Source organism: Brevibacillus brevis (assembly GCF_031583145.1).
Classification (GTDB): Bacteria; Bacillota; Bacilli; order Brevibacillales; family Brevibacillaceae; genus Brevibacillus; species Brevibacillus brevis_E.
This window is the reverse complement of record NZ_CP134050.1, coordinates 696240-716410: the sequence shown is the minus strand read 5'-3', so window position 1 is coordinate 716410 and position 20171 is coordinate 696240. Positions and strand designations below refer to the sequence as shown.

The window sequence follows — 20171 nt, the reverse complement described above, 5'->3', positions numbered from 1 at the left end:
GGATTAGGGCTGATAGATTGCGCTGCTCTCCGCAACCTTTGGCAGATCGGGATGATTATGATCCTGCTCCACAGGGACACGGATCTCGCCCGACATCAGTTTGGGGAGAAGGGTGTCGCGGATTTGGGTTAAATCTTCATTTTCTTCTTCACACTTTTGTGTTAATCTCCCTATCGGTTCAACGATCTCATTAAACTTCGCAAGGACATTTTCTGTAGGGATAAGAACAGGCACTCGCTTCATTTCTGTCCCGGATATCTCCTTAAAGGTTGAGCCCGATGCACGACATTCAATCGTCTCAACATTACTCTTCAAGAGATAATAGACGAATTCTGAACCAACATGTTTGAATGGAATAACGGACTTAAATCCCTGATTTGTTGTAACTTCATTTTTAGCTATTGCAATATAACCAATAGGAGCTCGCGAACTAAATAAAACTGTCCCTTTCGGTAAAAGCTTTACACTGGAGTTGCTAAACCCTTTCTGTGTAATATCTATTTCGCCGCGCGAGATATATTTGTTGTTAGTTTTCGATAGATCTTTAGGAGTGATCCAAGGAATGCCTCTAACGGTATAAAAGTCTTCGTTTTTCTTAGAAGGCGTTGCTCCTCCGGCAACCTCACCAAGTTCACTAATTGTCCCCTGCTTCCACCCCTTCGGAATGAGCCCCAATTCACTTTCCTCAAACTCGCCGCCACTGGATTTATACGGTTCTCCGTTTTCATTTGGAAACTCGAAGTCCACAAACCAGCTATTAAAAAGGGCTTGGGCCATTTCTTCAAGGTTTTTGTTGATTGCGTTGTTGAGTTCGATTTTATCGTCTAATACTGAGAGCAAATTTGCTATCTCTTGTTGTTCATAAATATCTGGTAGATCAACTTCAATTGAGTAAAAATCACTTCTACTCGTGGAAGGAATTGCAGAGCCTGAATCCATGCTATTAATATCTATATTACGCAAACTATAGTATGCCCATCTTAAATTTAGTTGGGGAATTTTGGGTGATAAGTAATAGGCGGTATCGATAACAAAAAAAGGTCTATTGGAATAGTGAACTCCTCGGTATGCACCTTTTCGCCCAATTATTACCCCTGGCTTATCTGAAAGATATTTTTCAGTATATCCTATTAAACCATTAGTACCATAAACCGGATATCCACTTGTTTTATCTTTATAATCCCTAAGGGCTTTCCCATATTCAAGTGTAGAAATATCTCCCCAAGTACACTTTCTCCATCCAGTTTCAAAACTCAAACCCAATCCCCCCAAGCCGCTTGCGAATTTCGTCTTCCAGTTGCCGGGACTTGGCGAACTGTTCCGCTAGCTCCGAAGTCAGCCGTGCCATTTTATCCTCGAACGGTTCGCTGTCTTCCTCCACATCTTCAATCCCGACATAACGCCCCGGCGTCAAAATATACTCGTGCTCCTGCACTTCCGCAAGTTTCACTGCTTTGCAGAAGCCCTTCACATCCTCATACTGTCCAGCTTCCGCCTGACCGCGCCATGCGTGGTATGTATCGGCGATCTTCCGGATATCCTCCGTACTGAGTTCGCGATGTGTGCGATCCACCATATGGCCCATTTTGCGGGCATCAATAAACAGGATTTCACCGCGGCGGTCCCGAAGGCCCTTTGGCGCTTTATTTTTAGCAATGAACCAGAGACATACCGGAATCTGTGTGGAGTAAAACAACTGCCCCGGCAAGGTGACGATGCAATCGACCAGATCGGCGTTAACCAGCTTGCTGCGAATCTCAAACTCCGCCGTCGTGCTCGTCGACATGGAACCATTCGCCAGTACGAAACCTGCAACACCGCTGGGCGCAAGCTTGTTCACAATGTGCTGAATCCAGGCGTAGTTAGCGTTCCCAGCGGGAGGCACTCCATATGTCCAGCGGGCATCCTCTGTCAGCCGCTCGCCGCCCCAATCGCTGATATTGAATGGCGGATTCGCCAAGATGTAATCGGCCTTCAGATTTTTATGTAAATCATTATGGAACGTATCTGCATGATGCTCCCCAAGGTTGCCGTCGATGCCGCGAATGGCGAGGTTCATTTTGCACAACTTCCACGTCGTCGGATTCGACTCCTGCCCGTACACCGCGATATCGCCAATGCGCCCCTGATGCTCCTCTACAAACTTCTCGCTCTGAACGAACATGCCGCCGGAACCACAGCAGGGGTCGTATACGCGGCCCTTGAACGGCTGTATCATCTCGACGAGCAGGCGAACAACGCTGTTCGGGGTATAGAATTCCCCGCCGTTCTTGCCTTCCGCGCTTGCGAATTTGCTAAGGAAATACTCATATACCCGCCCCAGTACATCCTTCGAACGGCTTTCTTCATCGCCCACTTTGAACGAGAATAGGTCGATCACTTCGCCAAGACGGGTTTTATCGAGCGCCGGGCGGGCGTAATCTTTCGGCAGCACACCTTTCAGCGTTGGATTTTCCTTCTCGATGGCAATCATCGCATTATCAATGAGCTGCCCGATTTCCGGCTTTTTCGCGTTATCCTTGATATAGCTCCAGCGCGCTTCCTTCGGTACCCAGAAAATGTTTGCAGCAACATATTCGTCCCGGTCTTCCGGATCAGCATATGGCTCATTTTTCAAAGCTTCGTATTTTTCTTCAAATGCATCAGACACATATTTCAGAAAAAGCAGGCCGAGAGCTACATGCTTATACTCCGCTGCATCCATGCTGCCACGCAGCTTATCGGCCATGCTCCATAATTTTTCCTCGAATCCAATGTTCGCTGTTGCCATGATCCTGAATTCCTCCTCAGTAGAGTTGCTCATATAACTGGTTCTTCACTTGTTCCCAACGGTTAGCCGCTTCCCGAACGACCTCTTTATATCGTTCTTTCTCCCGGATATATTGCTGTATTAATTCTTGCTGTATATCTTCCGGTACCAAAGGCAATTCCAATTCCGCCACATCCGCTGGATTCAAATTCATCACGGTTGTTCCCCGCTGGAAGCTTTGAATAAGAGCTGTCCCGACCGGGCTTTCCAGAAATATTTTGGCAAAATGGCTCTTGATGGCCGACTTGAATCGGATCACGATCATATTCGAGGAGGCGATGACCATCCCTTGAGCCTCCGGAAATACAGCCAGCTTGTTCACGGTGCCGCGACACGTCATGACCAGGTCACCCGGGAGAATCTCGTAACGTTTCACTTTCCTCTCTTCCTCGTCAATCGTTTCAAGTTGATCCAATAGCACTTCGCCGTCATCCAGATTGGATATATTCAGCACCTTAATGTTCCCGGGCTTTAGATCCTGCTTAAGAATCGATTTTCCCCGAAAAATTTCTGCCACATCGCGCAACTTCACTTTCGGGGTCGCCGCCTGCTGGAACGAACGAAGTGTATCCTGATCTTCATCCAGCAGCAGTTCGATTCGCCAATGATCCAGCTCTCGGAACCGGTCTGGATGGATGGCAATCTCCCGTTCCGCCACAAGCTTTGACTTCTCCATATGGAGCCGCCCGAGGATCACCTCTTCCACAGGCGCTTTTCCAAAGTCAACCTGATAGGTCTTGATGGAAGTGTAGGGACGAAACAAGCCGTCCGGAAGCGAATAGATCGTTTGCACCGGCGCCTGATCATTCATTTGCTTCCGCCAGCTGGCGATCGCGCCGGATTGAAACAGCATCCGCGCGGGCAAGGTCACGCTTAATCTCCCGCCATCTTGCAAGAGTGGAAGCAGATAGCTGGCCGCCGCGCCCTCGGATTCCCGAACCGCAACCTCGTCATCGTTCATTTTCATACCGAAATTCGGCATCGCCAGGATCGCGTCGAATTGAATTTCTGCAGGTAGCGGCTGATAAATGGACCCTTGAACGATGCGGATATTGGAGTAGGACTCGAAATACGTTTTGAACAACCTGCCTACGATGTAGTTTTCCGTTAACAATGTGATTGTCCATGGGCGATGGTAACATTTCGTCTCGACAAGTCCTTTGATATACTTTTCAGCTTCTGCAAGCAGAATGTTCTTGCAACCACGCCGCTCACACTGATCGACAAACTTTTCGACGATTCCAGGATGGACGACAATGCTCCCTGTAACCCGATCTTGTTGGATGGTGAGCATGGCGTATTCCAACAAGTCCATGTCCTTGCCTGCATGGTATAATTTATAAAATAAATCCCGATCGCCGGGGAAATGGCCTAATTCCCTGTCTAAAGCGCGTTCCTTCATCCACAGAAACAGCTTCTCGGGTTCCGTAATTAGCTCCGTTTCGGCCAACTGTTGTAGTTTCAGTAGTTGTTGTGTCCGCTTCACTCGAATGGCTTCGCGCAGCAGCTGATCACGGGTTGTGATATCATGAAGCAAACAAGTATTCCAGAACGATTCAATCAATTCATCACCTTCTTTCACTGCCAATAGCCAACTAAATTATACCATCCAAGAATCAAGTATTTCAATACCAAAATAAATCAAACATCTATTGTCTAGCCGGATAATTTCCCGTTTATCCGATACGCCCAATCCCTAACTGAGTCACTCTGATAATGTTTAACCTTTTCGATATTGAAGCCGTTGCATTGGTTTAAAATGTTCTGATCCCAGTGACCGCCTTTTTGAACAAGCCCTTCAAGGAGTAACTTAATATCACGCTCAACTGTCTTTAGTGAAATCTGCGGGGTTGGGTGGAGGATCAATGTCGAAATGGACCAATCATCCGGCCGGGCCACTTCGACAATAAACTTAGTCGTGATACCATGATCCGCCTGTACGATCGCACATGTTCGTCGGGAACCGTTTGGACATACAGAAAATCTTTTGCCGGGAGGAATCCTGAGCACAGACATCCGGATATGACCGGGAAAGACATGCTTCAAGATTTGAGTCATTTCGAAAAAAGATTCAAGACCGATAGCCTCTGTAATTGGTATAGTTTCAAGCGTCTGAAAATCGATAGGAGGCGTATCACCGCCGACCATTGAATCCTGTGTGCTTACTTCCTCTAATCCTCCTGAGTTCTTCCCGCCTCTCCCGGAGGTGATGATCACGTCGTTGCCGGTATGGGAATGCCTCACATCCTCTCGACGAGTAGTAACTCTCGGATAATTGGAGAAACGCATAAACGTAGGAGGGGCCTCCAATACATCTTGCCGCGTGTTTTCCCTGGCATTTTCGCTTTGATCATTCAATATGTAGTCTTTATTTTCAGATCCGGACGTAACTCGAACTTGTTTATCTCCTGAAATCGACTCACGGCGTTTCTTCGATGGGTGCCAAAAGACGATTTCTTCCGCCGGATGCTTAAAACCGCCAATGCCGAGAATTTCTTTCACCAAGAAGTAGTTATTGAATTGTTCTCCTCGAACGTGAAACTCAAGAGGACCAACAGCCGGGAGCTCAACGCCAAGCGGAATTCCCTTCTTCATTCTGGCGCTCGGATTCTGAGGCGAGTCCTTGATCGCTTGATTAAACATCAATTGATAAACGGAATCCCACATGGTACGAATAGCGGGATCGATGTAAATCCAGGATAGGTGACGTGCGTTACTTTCGCTTGCCAATTTGGCCGGTACACGAAAACTCAAATCAAAATACAGAGTTGTTCCTCTCATATCGCTGTTATCGATCAACATTTCCAGACCGTGCGGCTGCATTAAATAATACGCCAAATACCTGGAGTTAATAAACATGGCTCGAATGAATTCGAACACTGGAAAGCAATAAATCATCCCGTCAAACTGAAACTGAATAATTTTCTGAAGCCCAAGCTCCGGATTTTGACGGAAGTCAATCAAACGCTTGGGCAATTTAAACCCATTGCTCATCAAACCTTGATCCAAGCTGCTTATCGTTATTCTATGTACAATGCCTTCCAATGGCTTGATTTGATCAAATACTCCGTTGGTGTAGACTTGTCCCATGCGCAAATAAGGTACTGTTCCCCATGGGTAGGATACAACTTTCAAGTCCCCGGTTTCCGTCCGAAATGCGACTCGAACTCTCCAATTCCCTTTGTAGTCCATGAAAGGGGACCCGAACCAAAATAACTCAACCCCCTGATTATCCGGAAACGGCCATGAACGCAATGTCAATGCAGCCATAATGGTGTCACCTCAGCAGATGCAATTCGGTTTATTGCAGCCCCTTGTCCAATACAACGATCGATTTCATCAGATACCTCTTGGGCATATCCTGGTCGCAGTCCGGCTTTTTTCACAAGTTTCCACCGTTTTATGGGCCATTCGCCAGCCATTTGTTCAGCAGCCCATCGAACTCTTCTAATTTGAAATTGAGATGTAGACTCAAGGTAGCCGGACAAGACTGCCATCGTTACAGGGAGCTTTTGTTTTTGCTTTTCTAGCAAACTCAGTTTCCCGATTCGTTTGCCTATCGCTGAAATCGTAATTCTGACAGGTTTATTTTTGCGATCGGATAACATCCTTCTACATGCTTCCTCGACAATCCAACTTAGCTCCAGATCACGTTTCCCCCAGTCGACTCGTGTATGTTTAGATCCCTTGGATCGGACAGGTTTGAAAGATTTTCTTGGACTCTCTAATAATGCAGGTTCCAAGTTGCGTGTTGTCACCGTACCTTTGGCGTACTTCATGACTGTATTCGTATCAACCCCCAATAACGCTGCCATGGAACGATAGGAAATGCCCTCTCGCAAATGTACCTGAAGCTTATCCATCCAAACAGGACCAAACGATTTGATACGCCCTCTGCGGTATTTATCTTCTTCGGATTGATCCGGTCCTCGTCTTGAATAGGCGAAGCCGCATTCACAAGTAAAGGTTCCTACAGGCCGGCCGGTATCTGTACAACGCGTAATGCGCAGGTCCGTTATTATTGAGGTTCGATAATGTTCCGCTGCTTTGTTCAGACATGGCCATGGCCCTTTACCGAAGGGTGCGTCATCCACCTCGGATTGTTCTAAAAATCCATTGAATGACCCGTATAAAAAACGGATCAGCAGCATCTGCCGCAGCGGATGAATCGCCCGCCGGGCGGACCTTGTCGCCAGATTCAGCCATGTGTAGTCCTTACCGTATGGAAGGCTGCCCAGCATCTCCAGCAGCTCTCTCCCATAGCAAATGACGAACTGTTCCTCAAGTTTTTGCTGGCGAATACGCCCGCCTGCGGTTACATACCCTTGCTTCCGTAAGCGTGGTAGAAATATGTTCCTGGATTCATAAAGAACTGGCAAATCGTTGGTTTGCATTAATGCCTGAATGTCTCTTGCGATGTCTGAAAGCTGATTGATTGTTTTACCTGACAAGTTGGCGACAATCGGTACTGAGCCGAACATCTTCTTCGAAATAGGGAGAACGGTCAACCCATATCGATCTGAAACCGGGTATGTCATCCGATGCAGAACATCCCGATGAACCGGACAAACCCATACTCCCGGCAACTGGTGAATGCGGTGCCAATACGGTTCCCCAAATTGATGGATATCTTCTTTATAGCATTGTGAACAGAACCGTAAATCACCGCTCCTATCCACTGTACTGGCGGTAATCCCAACAAGTGCATGTATCCCCGAACCATCCGGCCCTTTCATGAGTTGCTTTAAACGATTGGCACGATCCTTTGGCAAGAAGGGAGAATAATACGGATAAAAAGTGTGGTCTTTGATCCAATCATCGGCTGTCATTTCATGCCACATACTTCTACGCGAAAATGCCTCGATATGACTTGGCAGGTCAATTGTCGGGATGACATTCTTCGTGCCATACACTTCTTTAAACGTGCATTTTGGACTTGTGTTATTAGCCCTTAAGTGATACCGACTGATCACGCCGTATAAGAGCTCATCTGGATACGGAATTGGAATTGGAAACCGTTCATTCATGGGTTCAATGCCTCATTAAGGAACTCCAAAGGATTTTTAATATATCCGGCTGCCTTCAGCGCCTCGTAAGCTGACAACTTCTTCTTTTTCCCTTGTGATACGATTACTCTCAAATCGTCAGGCTCGGTCGGAATCACTCTTGAACTGCTTCTTCCGCGTTGCTTAGGCGAAGAACTTGATGGCACAGTCGGAGTTTGTAAAGCCAGCTTTAAGGCCTCCTTATGTAGGTCTACACTATCAAGTTCGTTCAAAAACGCCTTTACAACCTTCTCGGCCGATTGCTTCGCTGACAGTTGATCAATCCCCGCCTCAACAAGCCATGCGCAGACTTCATTCACGGTTTGTTCCACAACGTCGTAACCAAGTTCATTCCGAATCAATTCCAATCGTTCCGCTTGCCGCTGTTCAGCTTCAATCCGATCCAAATAATCGTCAATGGACACACTGGAATAAATGTCGGCGAAATTCTGAATTTGTTTTTTCTTGCCGGATCGTAACGCCTCGAGAGCCGGGCGAATCAATGTCAGCCGATCCTTTGCAACGGTGTGAATGTCAACCAAAATGTTGACCACAGTGCTCATCAAAAAATTGACCACCATGGCAAAAATCAATCCACCCGTCGGGTGGGTAACTTTTTCATGATCACGATCTTTGAATGCTCTGTTTAAAGCGATAACTGTCCCCATTCATTGCAAAGATGTGGGCACGATGGGTAAGCCGATCAACCAGGGCTGACGTCATTTGCTCATCTTTGAAAATCTGTGTCCATTCCGTAAATTCCAGATTACTGGTAATGATCATGCTTCCTTTCTCATAGCGGGCCGCACAAAATTGGAATAATAACTCCGCCCCGGTCCGACTGAGAGGGACAAACCCGACTTCATCCAAAATAATCAAATCTGTTTTCAACCATTGCCTCTCTAGCTGGAGAATTCGCTTTTGGGACTGAGCTTCCATAAGCTCATTGCATATTTTAGCGGCAGTCCAAAACTGGACGGAATAGCCATGATGGCAAGCTTCCTTCCCGAGTGCAATGGAGAGATGAGTTTTGCCAGTGCCAGAGTTTCCGATAAACATGATGTTCTCTGCCTTTTCGATGTACTCACAACGAGCCAGTTGAAGCAATTTGGGCTTATTGAGGGACGGAATCGCCGAGAATTCAAATTGATCGAGCGTTTTCATGTAAGGGAATTTGGCGTGCTTGATGCGACTCGCGATTTGGTTAGCATCCCTTGATCAAGTCCATATTTGTGTGTAAATTCTCCCTCGGTTAGAACGCCCCCTTCCGTCCCCCGAAGGAGAAGACGCAGGGAGTTCGCCCCCTGCACCCCGTCACTCGCCGTATGGCAGCCCCAGCAATCTCTTGCTGGGTTTTTCAAAAGTGTGTTTCATTCAGCCTGTCAAGGCTAAATGGAACGCTTCGCGGCCTTGACAGGCTACGTCGGTCAACCGATGCGTGTAACTTTCGAACCGGGAGATCCTGCTTGCGATTCGCGCCATGCAAGATAGTCGGACGTATCCAGATACTTCTTCCCACTTGCCCACTTCTCGTCGATCTCCATGAGCAATGCCCCTATCAAGCGGATGGCAGACTCTCGATTCGGAAAAATCCGAATCACGCGTTCACGGCGGCGGATTTCCTCATTCAACCGCTCCATCGGATTGGTGGTGCGAAGACGCTTGCGGTACTTTTCCGGTAATGCCAAGACGGCTGTGACATCTTCGAAGCCTGCTTCCAGGACAGCCATGGCCTTCGGCGCTTTCGTTTCATACTCCTCCAGTACCTTCTCTAACAGCATCCGTGCCGTCTTTGCATCCGGTGCCTCCAGAATGGGGCGAATCCGGCTATGAATCTCGTCCTGCAAGGATTTGGGTGTGGCGTCAAGAATGTTGCGCATGAAGTGCGTCTGGCATCGCTGCCAGGTCACCCCTTGGAAGTTCCTGCGGATGGCTCGAACCAACCCTCCATGGTCATCCGACACAATCAGATCGACGCCTTTTTAAGCCCACGGCTTTTCAGCCAGCCAAAAAATTCGCTCCAGCTGGCCTCCGACTCGCTGTCGCCGAGCATAACGCCCAATACCTCCCGGTATCCGTCGGCATTGACACCGATCCCGATGAGAGTGCCGCGTGACCGCACTCGTCCTTCTTCGCGTACTTTCAGGTACAGGGCATCGACGATGACAAAGGGGAACGAAGAAGCGTGCAGCGGACGGTTATTCCAGGCGGTCACCATGGGATCTAACCGTTTGCAAAGATCGGACACGGTCGATTTGGAAAACTCCGTACCGCACAATTCTTCTGTGATCTGGGCCACCTTGCGGGTAGACACACCATGGACGACCATCTCCATGAGAGCCAGCACCAGTGCCTGTTCGCTGAGTTGATAACGGGCGAACAACTCGGTGGAGAACTTCCCGCCGCGAATGCGAGGGACACGAAGCGTGATCGTACCGACACGTGTAGTCAATTGATGTGGGTATGTACCATTTCGATATGCTTGACGCTCATCTGTCCGTTCGTAGGGTTCCGCCCCCAACTGTTCGGTCGCCTGTGCCTGCAAGACTTGGTTCAATACGGATTCCAACAACTTGGACACTCCCGAATCCTGTGAATTGCCGAGAAAAAGCTGATGCAAAAGTTGCGAATCTACGGTAATCTGGTATTGAGCCATTTCAAATTCCCTCTCTTTCGAATGTTATCTAGTCAACCACATTCTATCCGGAGGGAACTGAAATGGCTCCCTTATTTTTCAGAGAGATTCTGTTTTTACACAATTATACGGACTCAACCGCGATGATCTCGTTGATTTCGCGGAGAACTTGCTCGCCCAGACGTTTGCGAAAATGCGTCATGAGCGACGGGTGGAACGGCGGATGATCCTGATAGCCTTCCAGCCCGATGAAATATTGCAGATACGGGTTTTCGACAATCTGCTGGACCGTTTCCCGGTCCGACAACTGCAAGCGTTCCTGAATGATGAGGGCACCAAGGGCGACACGGATAGAAACGGCCTTTTGTCCACGAAATGATTTGCGAAAGGATTTGGCATACTTTTTCTCCGCATATACCCACGGCACCAACTGAGCCAGTTTGACCCAGCGATTTTCTTTATTCAACTTGCCGCCAAACGGCAAGAAGAAATCATCGGGGAGAAGCAATTGGTTTTCACGATGAGAGATATATTCGTACATCCATATCCGCTCCATGTGCAAGGAATTTGCAGGAAAATCATCGATTTCCTTGCACATGACTTCGATGAAAACGGGGCAAAACCCTTGTGGTTACTCAATTTTTCATTCGTTCAGCAAGCCCTATTTAGTTATATATCTGTTACACCACCTTCCGCTCCATCGCCCGGTAGCGAATCGCCTCCGCCACGTGCTCTGCCCGTACCTCTGAAGAGCCTGCCAAATCGGCGATTGTCCTCGCCACCTTGACGATCCGGTGGTACGCCCGAGCACTTAACCCCATGGATTCAAATGCCATGCGGAGCAATTTCTGCCCCTCCTGATCCAGGACAACGTATTTGCGAATATCGCTCGGTGTCATGCCGCTGTTGAACGGAAAGTCTTTTCGATGGGGAATACGATCGACTTGCCGGGAACGTGCCTGCTCCACCCTGCTGAGGATAGCGGCAGACGCCTCTTCGCGCCCCCCGCTGTCCAGCACCTCTACCGGTACGCGGGGCACCTCCAGGTGGATGTCGATTCGATCCAATAGCGGTCCCGACAATCGAGATCGGTACCGCTGAACCTGCTGCGGCGAACAGCAACATTCGATCTGTTCCCTTGTGCCGTAAAATCCGCACGGACAAGGGTTCAGATAACACCTTTGAAATTGTGATTAAGAAGAATGTTTCGTTATCGCCACCTTTACCCGAAGATGATACACCTGGAGGCAGACTCAGACGTGCTAGGTTAGACAAAAACTTGCTTCTTGTTGACCTATCTGCTAGGACAGGAATCAGCGTGGTATCGTTAAGGAATGCGGAACAAAACAAAACGACTGTCACCCCGCCCAATCTCAGAAAATTATCTAAAGCGCTCGGTGTTTCCATTGCGTTTCTTGGCTGTTTCGAGGATCTCCCGGAAGAGACACTTGGGCAACGGATAAAAAAAGCCCGTCTGTATCATGGATACACCAAAAAAGAGTTCGGGAAGTTAATGGGAGTAAGCTCACGGATGATTTGGGGATGGGAGAAAGATGAGTACCTTCCTTCAGAAAAACACACGGAAATACTGGATTCGTTTTTAGCTTCACTTTGCTAAAATGTTAAAATTCAACGCCCTTACTCAAAACGAGAAGGGCGTTACAATGTTATTCACACGCTACTCCATCACGATCCCGATCCAAAGCAAGTCTATACCCAGCTCTTAGCCACATGAAGTGTTCATCGCGGTCAGTCGATTACACAGCCATAACGCCGGAGCGAGGTAAGCACTCGCCTGCTTGGCCGACCAGTTGAAGAGGGAGTCACGCCTCTACGCAGTGCTTCACAGGCTAGCGCAGCATAAAAGCCCTTCCCCGAATAGAGAAGGACTGTCTTTCAACAGGCAAAACGATGACCACATCTCTGGTACGCTGCTGGGCTGTCGCTTCCAGCGTATGCGACTCGCTTAATCATGCTTTTCCGGAAGAATCTCATTTATCAAAGTGTACACAAGGAAGCCCATAACAGAAAACGAAATGGGAGCCAATTGATAAATGAGCGCAACTCCTTTTTAATTACATATAGTCATCGTTTGGGCAGGCAATACAACTTCAGGGAGTACAACTTCCGGCAAAACCATTTCCGGATAGTAAATGCCGTTGATGGTCCGAGCAGGAATGACACGTTTGGGAATCACCCTTTGAGGTATCTTGCGTTCTGGAATTGTGATGGATTGGCATCCCTTCGCAGGCTTCGGCGACATAAATGTTTCTGGTGCCTCTGGCGGGACAGGTTCGGATTGAGACGGCGTGTAATTCGGTTGTGAGTACGTTGGAAAGTCAGGCAATGTCGGTTCCGGTAACGTTGGTGTGTACGGTGTAAACGATGGCGTGTAAGTCGGCCATGATTTCGTTCCAGGTTCCCCTGTGTATGGATTTATGTTGCCCTTGGTGCTCCAATTGTTCCAAAAGTTGCCGTCTGGATTACTCCGCATATGTGGTTTGACGTATGTACCGTCTTTTCTGAAATATCCCTTAACAGAAACATCTGCGGAAGCAGTTTGTGCCCCGAGGCAAAGAAGAGCAATAAACGCCAACATAAATCTTCTAAGCATCCCCATCCCTCCTTCCAAACAACAGTATATACCTGATGGTAAAAAACGACAACGGGTTAGAATACAGTCGTGGGCAGGGAGCGTGGAAAAAGGAAGATTTTGATACATATTTTCCTCGATTATCCTGCTCAGATCAACCCAAAATGCCTCCTCGTTGTTTACCGATACGCCGACCGACCGGATCAATATCACGGATCCAATCCCACAATGGAACCATGTTTTTGGCGATCGAATTTTGACAGTGGCAGTGATTGATCGTTTGATTCATCACTCTCATTTGATCATATTCAATGGCGAAAGCCATCGGTACAAAGAATCGCTTTTACACGGTAAATAAAAAAGTTGAAGGCAAGTGGTACATTTTTAATTGCCATTTACTACATTTCTTACTTGCCAAAAACAGGGAACGAATGGTCATGAAGCGGACGGTTGTTCCAAGCTGTCACGATTGGGTCCAGCCACTTACACAGATCCGACACCGTGGATTTCGAAAACGCCGTGCCACACAATTCATCCGTGATCTGTGACACCTTGCGGGTCGACACCCCGTTTACGACCATCTCCATCAAAGCTAGCACCAGAGCCTGTTCGCTGCGTTGGTAACTGGCAAACAACTCCGTTGAGAACTTCCCGCCGCGAATCCGGGGGACACGAAGCGTGATCGTACCGACACGTGTAGTCAATTGGTGTGGGTATGTACCATTTCGATATGCTTGACGCTCATCTGTCCGTTCGTAGGGTTCCGCCCCCAACTGTTCGGTCGCCTGTGCCTGCAAGACTTGGTTCAATACGGATTCCAACAACTTGGCCACTCCCGAATCCTGTGAATTGCCGAGAAAAAGCTGATGCAAAAGTTGCGAATCTACGGTAATCTGGTATTGAGCCATTTCAAATTCCCTCTCCTTCGAATGTTGTCTAGTCAACTTCATTCTAACCGAGGGGGATTGAAAATGGCTCCCTTATTTTTAGAGAGATGCTGTTTTTACACAATTATACGGACTCAACTTGATCTCCAATTGGATGGATGCCACTTTCACGTTTATTTCACTCGCTTTCTTGTATTGCATTTTGCAGTTTCAAAAGGTTGCTTTTTTTCGAATCCTGTAATGAGTATACACAAAAACGATCGGAAACACGAAACGGCAAAATTCCCGCCATCCGACTGTCCAGGCAGAAACGTACAGCGACACTTGTACAAAGAAGCCGTCACCCCCAAAAGGACAACGGCCCGCCCATTTGTTCCTGTTTGCGGGACAAATCCTTTACGTCAACAGTTCCTTGATCACTTCATTCGTCACATTCGGCACCACTTCCGCCGAGTACGGAATCTCCATGCGCTCATACCGATTGTGCGCGTCGTATCCATACGGTCCGATATTGATGCAAGGGACATCGATTTCGCGGACATCCTGATAATTCACGAAATGCTTCGTCCCCCAAGCCGGATTGTTTTCCGCAACCGCCCGGATTCCTTCCTCATCGTCGGAGAGGGATACAAAGCTCATGTCACATACGAACGGAAAGAAATGACGCGTCACGATGGGATGCGGATAATGCGGTTGGACGGTCTCGACAGCACGCTCTAGCGCATGGATCAGATTTTGCTCCCGCTCATCCCTGCCCACCAGCTCGATCCGGGGGGAGTAGAGAGAAGAGTAAAACAGGATGATGGCCGGGCTCCTGTCCTTCATCCACTTCCATTCTTCCTCCACGACACGGGCAGCGAACATCCGGACATCCAGGCTCTTGTCTTCCAGCAGCTGCTCCTTGAACTGTTTCATATGGGCAAGGAAGGCCTCGCCGTTCTCCTCCACCAGCTGTTTTTTCATCTCCTCGTATACGAGCACGCGCGTTTTCCACGGCAGTTCGGTCCAGGCCTGCCCGCTCCGCTCGCAAAAACGGCGATGGCGTTCGCGAAGAAGCGTGAGCGCGTTCTCAAAGGCGATTTCCGCCTGTTCCTTCAGCATCTGCAATACTTGCTTCGGCGACCAGGAGTGGATGAAAAAATTGAAGTAGACATAAGCGGACAATGCCGTCTGGATCGTGTAGGTGGGCTTGAGGTCGGTCTGCTTCAAGGAGACTGGCGGCACCGGCATTTCGCCGTACGCCTCGTCGCAAAGATCGGGATTGTAGCTGATTTGACGCGTGAGCTCGGCGGCGATGAAATTCGGGTCAAGTCCTTCAAACGCCGACCCTGCGTGCGTTTCATATCCGGTGATGAAAAACGACGGTAGCAGCTTGCCCACGGTCCCCTTGTAGATATAGCGATTGGGATCGCCGTCGTAGCGCGGCGCGACGAAGTCGGAGTTGATCAGGGCGATGTACTCGAAGCCGTGCTCGTCCCGCCATTTTTGCAAATCCTTTAGTGCCGACAGGACACCGTGGGAACTGTCTTCCTCGTCGCACTCGGCCAAAAACAGCAAATTGCCGGCCAATTCCTCCGGATGCTCGGCGTAGTGGCGCAGCAGGTAGAGATGGCTGGCGACACCGCCCTTCATATCCAGCGCGCCGCGGCCGAAGTACCATTCCCCCGATTCCAGCTGCTGCCTGACCAGTTCCGGCAAAGGCTCCCGCGCCAAGGCTTCCATCAGGGGGCGCGGACGGCAGGCCTTGTCTCTCAGGTGGTTGTAATCCTCGATCCCCACCGTATCGAGATGCCCCATCAGGATGACCGTCTTGCTGCTCGGTCTCTTGGTGCCTTTGACAAATGCCAAAACGTTGTACCGCTCCAGCTCGTCGTTACCTGTACGGGAGAGGACAAGCCGGTCAGGGTTTTCCTGAAAATAGGGGAGCGTATTCAGGTATTGGTAGAGATGGCGGGCGATGTCGATTTCGCCCTTTGTGTTTACAACGCTTTCCACACCCACCAACGCTTCGGTCAAAGCCAGAATCTGTTCACGGCAATTCAACATGTGTCCACCTTCTCCTTATAATAGTTGCTGCAGGAACCGACGCGTCCGCCTTGTCAGTCAGTCCCACTCTTCCCAGTAAATTCATCGCCTTGTCAGCCGCTTCCTGCCTGTTTTTCTTTTTTACATGAATGAACCGGCCTTCAATCACATTTTCCAGGCCCGTCTTGCCATCCGGGCGGCACGCAGGAAGCACGGTGCGGATCGTAAGGCAAGCAGGAAGCCGCCAAGGAGCCGGGCATCGGCATACGCACCTTGCACCGCAAGCTGAAGGTATACCGCATCACTTGACCCGGTCGATGGTCACTTGCGCTAACCGCCTTTTTGCGTAAATCCGGTTGGCTGTCTTTCTCCGTCGCGGAAAATGATTTAAGATAAAACTAACCTCGGCAAACAGGAGAAGATCCATGAATCTCGATCACTTGAAGGTATTTTACGTGGCGGCCAAGAAGCGGAATTTTTCGCAAACGGCCAAGTCCCTGCACATTTCCCAATCCTCCGTCAGCATCCAGATCCGGCGTCTGGAGGAACATCTGCAGACGAAACTTTTTGAGCGCACCACCAAGTCGATCCGGTTGACGGAATCCGGAAACCTCCTGTTTCATTACGCGGAGAGAATCTTTCACCTGGTGGAGAACGCCGAAAAGGAAATATCCCTTTTGTCCGGCGCTTTAACCGGCGAGGTCCACATCGGCGCGAGCACGACGATTGGCGAGCACGTGCTCCCCTATGTACTGGGCCGCTTCAAGAGGGATTATCCCCAAGTGACGATCCGTATGCAAATCAACAATTCCCATCAGATCATCAACCAGCTGCTGGACCACGAAATACAGCTGGGATTCATCGAGTCTTCGCTGCGCCACCCCAAGCTTTCCTACCAGCCCATTCTGGATGACGAACTGATGGTGGTTTGCTCACGGGAATCGCCCCATCCCTTGCTTCAAAACCGCGAATCCATCACCCCATACGAACTGTTTTCCCTCCCGCTAATTCTGCGGGAACCGGGGTCAGGGACGCGTCAGGTCATTGAAGAAACGCTGGTAGGGCTGGATCTTGATCCCGAGAAACTGCACATCGTGATGGAATTGGGAAATACGGAGGCGGTGAAGGCTGCCGTGGAAACAGGGATGGGGATCTCGATCCTGTCCCGGTTCGCCCTGACACGCGAATTGAAACTGGGGACGCTGCGGATCATTCCCATGAAAGGCATGCATTTTCACCGCTCCTTTTACCTGGTCAGCGACAAAAGCAAAGTGCTACCCAGCCAAACGGAAACGTTCCTGCACTATATCGGAAAGTATTTTGCATCCTGAAAAGTCTCGATAAAAAAGGAAAACCGATCGCCGCAAGAACGGCAGCCGGTTTTCCTTTTTCGTTTCCTTCTTGCTTAAGCCAACTCTTTGACTTGCTGGAAATTGACGGCACCTGTTGGACGGTCGCCTTTCAGTGCGGCCAGCAGCTGATTGGCGCTGGAAACCGCCAAACGGTCCCGTGCCTGCAAGGTTCCTGTGCCGATATGGGGCGTAAAGACGGTGTCCGTCTGGCGGGACAGCAATTCCTCGGCGATATACCCCGGACGATGGGGGTTCGAAGGATCTTCAAACGCAAACACATCGGACGCGTATCCTCCCAGATGCCCGGCCTGCAGGGATCGGGCGACGGCCGCCTCATCCACGGTGGATCCCCTGCTGATATTGATCAGACAGCTGCCCGGCTTCATCCGCTGCAGCTGATCCCCGCCGATCAGATGATAGGTTTCCGGCACCAGATTGACGGCGACGATGACAAAATCCGATTGTTCCAGCAAACTTTGGAGGTCGGTATAGCGAATCCCCCATTTCTCTTCCTTTTCCGGAAAACGCTGCACATCGGTGTACCACATCTCCGTCTGAAATCCTTTGGCTCTGGCGGCAATCGCTTCTCCGATGGCCCCCATGCCAATAATCCCCAACGTGGAATGGTGAAAATCCTTTCCCAGCAGGTTGGTGGCATGCCATCCGGCAAAAGCCTTTCTTCTGACATGAGCGTCTCCCGGCAAAATGTTGCGCGAGAGGGCGAGCAGAAGACCGATGGCCAAATCCGCCGTGGAATCCGTCAGGGCGTCCGGATTGATGGTAACCAGGATGCCCCGCCTGGAACACGCTCCCACATCGATGTTGTCATACCCTTTTCCAAAGCTGCTGATCACTTTTACCTTGGGGCAATGGTCCAAAATCTCTGCGTCGATCACATCCGGTACGAAAACCAGCAGGGCGTCCGCGTCTGCTGCCCGGGCAATGAATTCCCTCTTGTCCAGGGGAACCGTTCCGTCGTAGTAGTCAACCTCGCAGTGCTGCCGGATCATGTCCACGCCGATGGCCGGCATCCAATGCGAAATAAACACCTTTGGCTTCTTCATGATTACCTCTCCCGCACGATCAATTTGTTTCGAATTGCGTTTCCGAACGCATCGACAAGCTGAACCATGACAAACACGGCCACCAGGATGGCCAACACCTCTTGATACTGCAGGATCCGCAGGGAGGCCATCAGTTGGAAGCCGATTCCACCCGCTCCAATCATCCCTACAACGGTTGATGCCCGAAAGTTGTACTCCCAACGGTACAGGGAGAAATCGACGCAATGGCTGATAATCTGCGGAATCACGCCAAACACGATGACGTGAAAACGGGATCCGCCGCATGCTTCCACCGCTTCTATCAGTCCCTTGTCCACCTTGTCAATGGCTTCGGCGTAAAATTTCCCAAGCATCCCCGCTGAATGCAGGCCCAAGGCCAGAATTCCCGGCAGGATACCAAACCCAACCGAAGCGACAAAAATGATCGCCAAAATCAATTCAGGAATGGTTCGCAAGGCATTGAACAACCCTTTGACCAAATACCGCACTGTCGGATGGATGGTCGTGGTTTCCGCGGCGAGAAAGCCGAGCGGAAAGGCGATGCAAACCGCAAGCAGGGTAGCCATTACACTCATCGCCAACGTGTCGATGATCGGTTGGCCCAATGTGGCGATAATCGACAGATCGGGCGGAAACATTTCGCCGATGATGCGGGACATGTTTTCCAGAATGTCGCCTGCCATCAACGCTTCCCAACTGATCACGAGGGTATAGACCAACGCTCCGACGATCAGGACAGCTCCCGTGCCGATCACCCAGCCCCAGTTCGCCCAGAAGCTGTTTCCGGGCGAGAGAGCTGCTTTCTTGTGGACTGCTTCTGATTGTTCCGGTTTCATCAGACCGACTCCAGATCCACGCCAAGCAATTCCACCATGTTGCGGATTACATCATAATCCTTGTCCTCGATCGGAGCAAAGCCTTCCCCTTTCAACGGTTTTAAGACAGCCTCGTCCTTCAGGTTGTAGAAAGCCTGTTTGATCTGTTCCTGCAGCTCAGCGTCCAATTCGCCGTTCAATACCCATGGGTAGTTCGGATACGGTTTCGATTCGGCAATCACTTTGACTTTGTTCGGGTCGATCGTCCCTTTTTCCACCATCGATTCAAAGATTGGCTTGCTCAGCCCGCCAGCCTGCGCGTTTCCGTTTTGTACTGCCATGGCAACGGCATCATGCGCTCCGACAAATTGTTCCTCGTAGTCCTTGCCTGCTTCCGCTTTTCCTTCCGACAAGAGCATTTCCTTGGGGATCAAGTGGCTGGATGTGGACGATACATCCCCGTAGGCAACGGTTTTTCCTTTGACATCGGAAAGCGATTGAATCCCGGTATCGGCGCCGGCAATCACGACAGCTTGGTAAGTAGGAGAGCCGTTTTCCACTTTAGCCGCAAACGCCACCGCATTCTCCATTTTTTGCTTCAGCAGCACGTAGGAAAGCGGGCCGTAGTAGCCGACATCGATTTTTCCGTTTCGCATCGCTTCAATCATGGAAGAGTAGTCCGTGGTCACCACCAGTTCCACTTCCATGTTCAGCGTTTTCGACAAATACTCTTTCAACGCGGTATTGTTCGTAATGACCGTGGACGGCGATTCGTCCGGCAGCAGCGCTACCCGCAGCTTTTCCGGCTTGCTTGCCTTTGCGGCATTTGTCTCATTGGCGGCATTTGTCCCCGCTGGCGCCGTGTTGTTGCTTCCGCATCCGACAGCGAGCATGGCGGTGAGTGCCAGAATCATGCCAAGCACAAATCGTTTTTTCATAAAAAGCC

General features: G+C 49.8%; 17 protein-coding genes and 5 pseudogenes. 4 read left to right on the top strand and 18 right to left on the bottom strand.

Features of this window, described 5'->3' with window-relative positions; all coding sequences use genetic code 11:
* Nucleotides 1-3: 3 nt before the first annotated feature.
* From RGB73_RS03805 to RGB73_RS03755, 11 genes and pseudogenes are all read right to left on the bottom strand, one after another.
* The gene (locus tag RGB73_RS03805) at nt 4-1257 is read right to left on the bottom strand and encodes a restriction endonuclease subunit S (RefSeq protein WP_310769291.1); all 1254 of its coding nucleotides are present in this window, start codon (nt 1255-1257) and stop codon (nt 4-6) included.
* Entirely contained in the window at nt 1247-2770 is a 1524-nt protein-coding gene (locus RGB73_RS03800) for a class I SAM-dependent DNA methyltransferase (RefSeq protein ID WP_310769289.1), read from the bottom strand. Before RGB73_RS03800 ends, RGB73_RS03805 begins: the two co-directional genes overlap by 11 nt.
* A gap of 16 nt (nt 2771-2786) precedes the next feature.
* Nucleotides 2787-4391 carry a restriction endonuclease subunit S gene (locus RGB73_RS03795; protein ID WP_310769287.1) on the bottom strand — a complete coding sequence of 535 codons (1605 nt, stop codon included), beginning with the start codon at nt 4389-4391 and terminating at the stop codon, nt 2787-2789.
* A 74-nt stretch (nt 4392-4465) separates the two neighbouring features.
* The gene (locus tag RGB73_RS03790; protein WP_310769284.1) at nt 4466-6079 is read right to left on the bottom strand and encodes a Tn7-like element transposition protein TnsE; all 1614 of its coding nucleotides are present in this window, start codon (nt 6077-6079) and stop codon (nt 4466-4468) included.
* The gene (locus RGB73_RS03785; RefSeq protein WP_310769282.1) at nt 6067-7836 is read right to left on the bottom strand and encodes a TnsD family Tn7-like transposition protein; all 1770 of its coding nucleotides are present in this window, start codon (nt 7834-7836) and stop codon (nt 6067-6069) included. The genes RGB73_RS03790 and RGB73_RS03785 overlap by 13 nt, the downstream gene beginning before the upstream one ends.
* Nucleotides 7833-8417 (bottom strand): hypothetical protein, encoded by a 585-nt coding sequence (locus tag RGB73_RS03780; protein WP_310769280.1) that lies wholly within the window; start codon nt 8415-8417, stop codon nt 7833-7835. The genes RGB73_RS03785 and RGB73_RS03780 overlap by 4 nt, the downstream gene beginning before the upstream one ends.
* 61 nt (nt 8418-8478) lie before the next feature.
* On the bottom strand, nt 8479-9018 hold the full coding sequence (gene istB, locus RGB73_RS03775; RefSeq protein WP_239565551.1) for an IS21-like element helper ATPase IstB: 540 nt from the start codon (nt 9016-9018) through the stop codon (nt 8479-8481).
* A 263-nt stretch (nt 9019-9281) separates the two neighbouring features.
* Nucleotides 9282-10510: pseudogene (locus RGB73_RS03770) on the bottom strand (IS256 family transposase).
* A 112-nt stretch (nt 10511-10622) separates the two neighbouring features.
* Nucleotides 10623-11030, bottom strand: a pseudogene (locus RGB73_RS03765) (transposase); the annotation flags it as partial.
* Nucleotides 11031-11169: 139 nt separating this feature from the next.
* Nucleotides 11170-11556 carry a magnesium chelatase subunit ChlI family protein gene (locus RGB73_RS03760; protein WP_310769276.1) on the bottom strand — a complete coding sequence of 129 codons (387 nt, stop codon included), beginning with the start codon at nt 11554-11556 and terminating at the stop codon, nt 11170-11172.
* A gap of 15 nt (nt 11557-11571) precedes the next feature.
* Nucleotides 11572-11619 (bottom strand): annotated as a pseudogene (locus tag RGB73_RS03755) (hypothetical protein); the annotation flags it as partial.
* 59 nt (nt 11620-11678) lie between these two features.
* Here RGB73_RS03755 and RGB73_RS03750 point away from each other — a divergent pair.
* Complete coding sequence (locus tag RGB73_RS03750) at nt 11679-12107, top strand: helix-turn-helix domain-containing protein (RefSeq protein WP_310774114.1); 429 nt, start codon at nt 11679-11681, stop codon at nt 12105-12107.
* A 49-nt stretch (nt 12108-12156) separates the two neighbouring features.
* Here the strand turns inward: RGB73_RS03750 and RGB73_RS30570 are convergent, their stop codons facing one another.
* The gene (locus RGB73_RS30570; RefSeq protein ID WP_396136197.1) at nt 12157-12222 is read right to left on the bottom strand and encodes an excalibur calcium-binding domain-containing protein; all 66 of its coding nucleotides are present in this window, start codon (nt 12220-12222) and stop codon (nt 12157-12159) included.
* 338 nt (nt 12223-12560) lie between these two features.
* Nucleotides 12561-13103 (bottom strand): hypothetical protein, encoded by a 543-nt coding sequence (locus RGB73_RS03745; protein ID WP_310769274.1) that lies wholly within the window; start codon nt 13101-13103, stop codon nt 12561-12563.
* A gap of 205 nt (nt 13104-13308) precedes the next feature.
* Between RGB73_RS03745 and RGB73_RS03740 the strand changes: the two are divergent.
* Nucleotides 13309-13440, top strand: a pseudogene (locus tag RGB73_RS03740) (ATP-binding protein); the annotation flags it as partial.
* A 64-nt stretch (nt 13441-13504) separates the two neighbouring features.
* Here the strand turns inward: RGB73_RS03740 and RGB73_RS03735 are convergent.
* Nucleotides 13505-13990, bottom strand: a pseudogene (locus RGB73_RS03735) (transposase); the annotation flags it as partial.
* A 375-nt stretch (nt 13991-14365) separates the two neighbouring features.
* Entirely contained in the window at nt 14366-16015 is a 1650-nt protein-coding gene (locus tag RGB73_RS03730) for a M20/M25/M40 family metallo-hydrolase (protein WP_310769272.1), read from the bottom strand.
* Between the two features lie 237 nt (nt 16016-16252).
* Here RGB73_RS03730 and RGB73_RS30565 point away from each other — a divergent pair, with 237 nt between their 5' ends.
* On the top strand, nt 16253-16303 hold the full coding sequence (locus RGB73_RS30565) for a hypothetical protein (RefSeq protein WP_396136196.1): 51 nt from the start codon (nt 16253-16255) through the stop codon (nt 16301-16303).
* 116 nt (nt 16304-16419) lie between these two features.
* A complete protein-coding gene (locus tag RGB73_RS03725; protein WP_310769270.1) occupies nt 16420-17325 on the top strand; it encodes a selenium metabolism-associated LysR family transcriptional regulator in 906 nt (301 codons plus the stop codon).
* A gap of 74 nt (nt 17326-17399) precedes the next feature.
* Here RGB73_RS03725 and RGB73_RS03720 read toward each other — a convergent pair whose 3' ends face one another.
* From RGB73_RS03720 to phnD, 3 genes are read right to left on the bottom strand one after another with little or no spacing between them, the layout of a single operon-like run.
* Complete coding sequence (locus tag RGB73_RS03720; protein ID WP_310769268.1) at nt 17400-18410, bottom strand: NAD(P)-dependent oxidoreductase; 1011 nt, start codon at nt 18408-18410, stop codon at nt 17400-17402.
* Nucleotides 18411-18412: 2 nt separating this feature from the next.
* The gene (phnE, locus tag RGB73_RS03715) at nt 18413-19246 is read right to left on the bottom strand and encodes a phosphonate ABC transporter, permease protein PhnE (RefSeq protein ID WP_310769266.1); all 834 of its coding nucleotides are present in this window, start codon (nt 19244-19246) and stop codon (nt 18413-18415) included.
* Entirely contained in the window at nt 19246-20163 is a 918-nt protein-coding gene (gene phnD / locus RGB73_RS03710; RefSeq protein WP_310769263.1) for a phosphate/phosphite/phosphonate ABC transporter substrate-binding protein, read from the bottom strand. Before phnD ends, phnE begins: the two co-directional genes overlap by 1 nt.
* Nucleotides 20164-20171 lie beyond the last annotated feature (8 nt).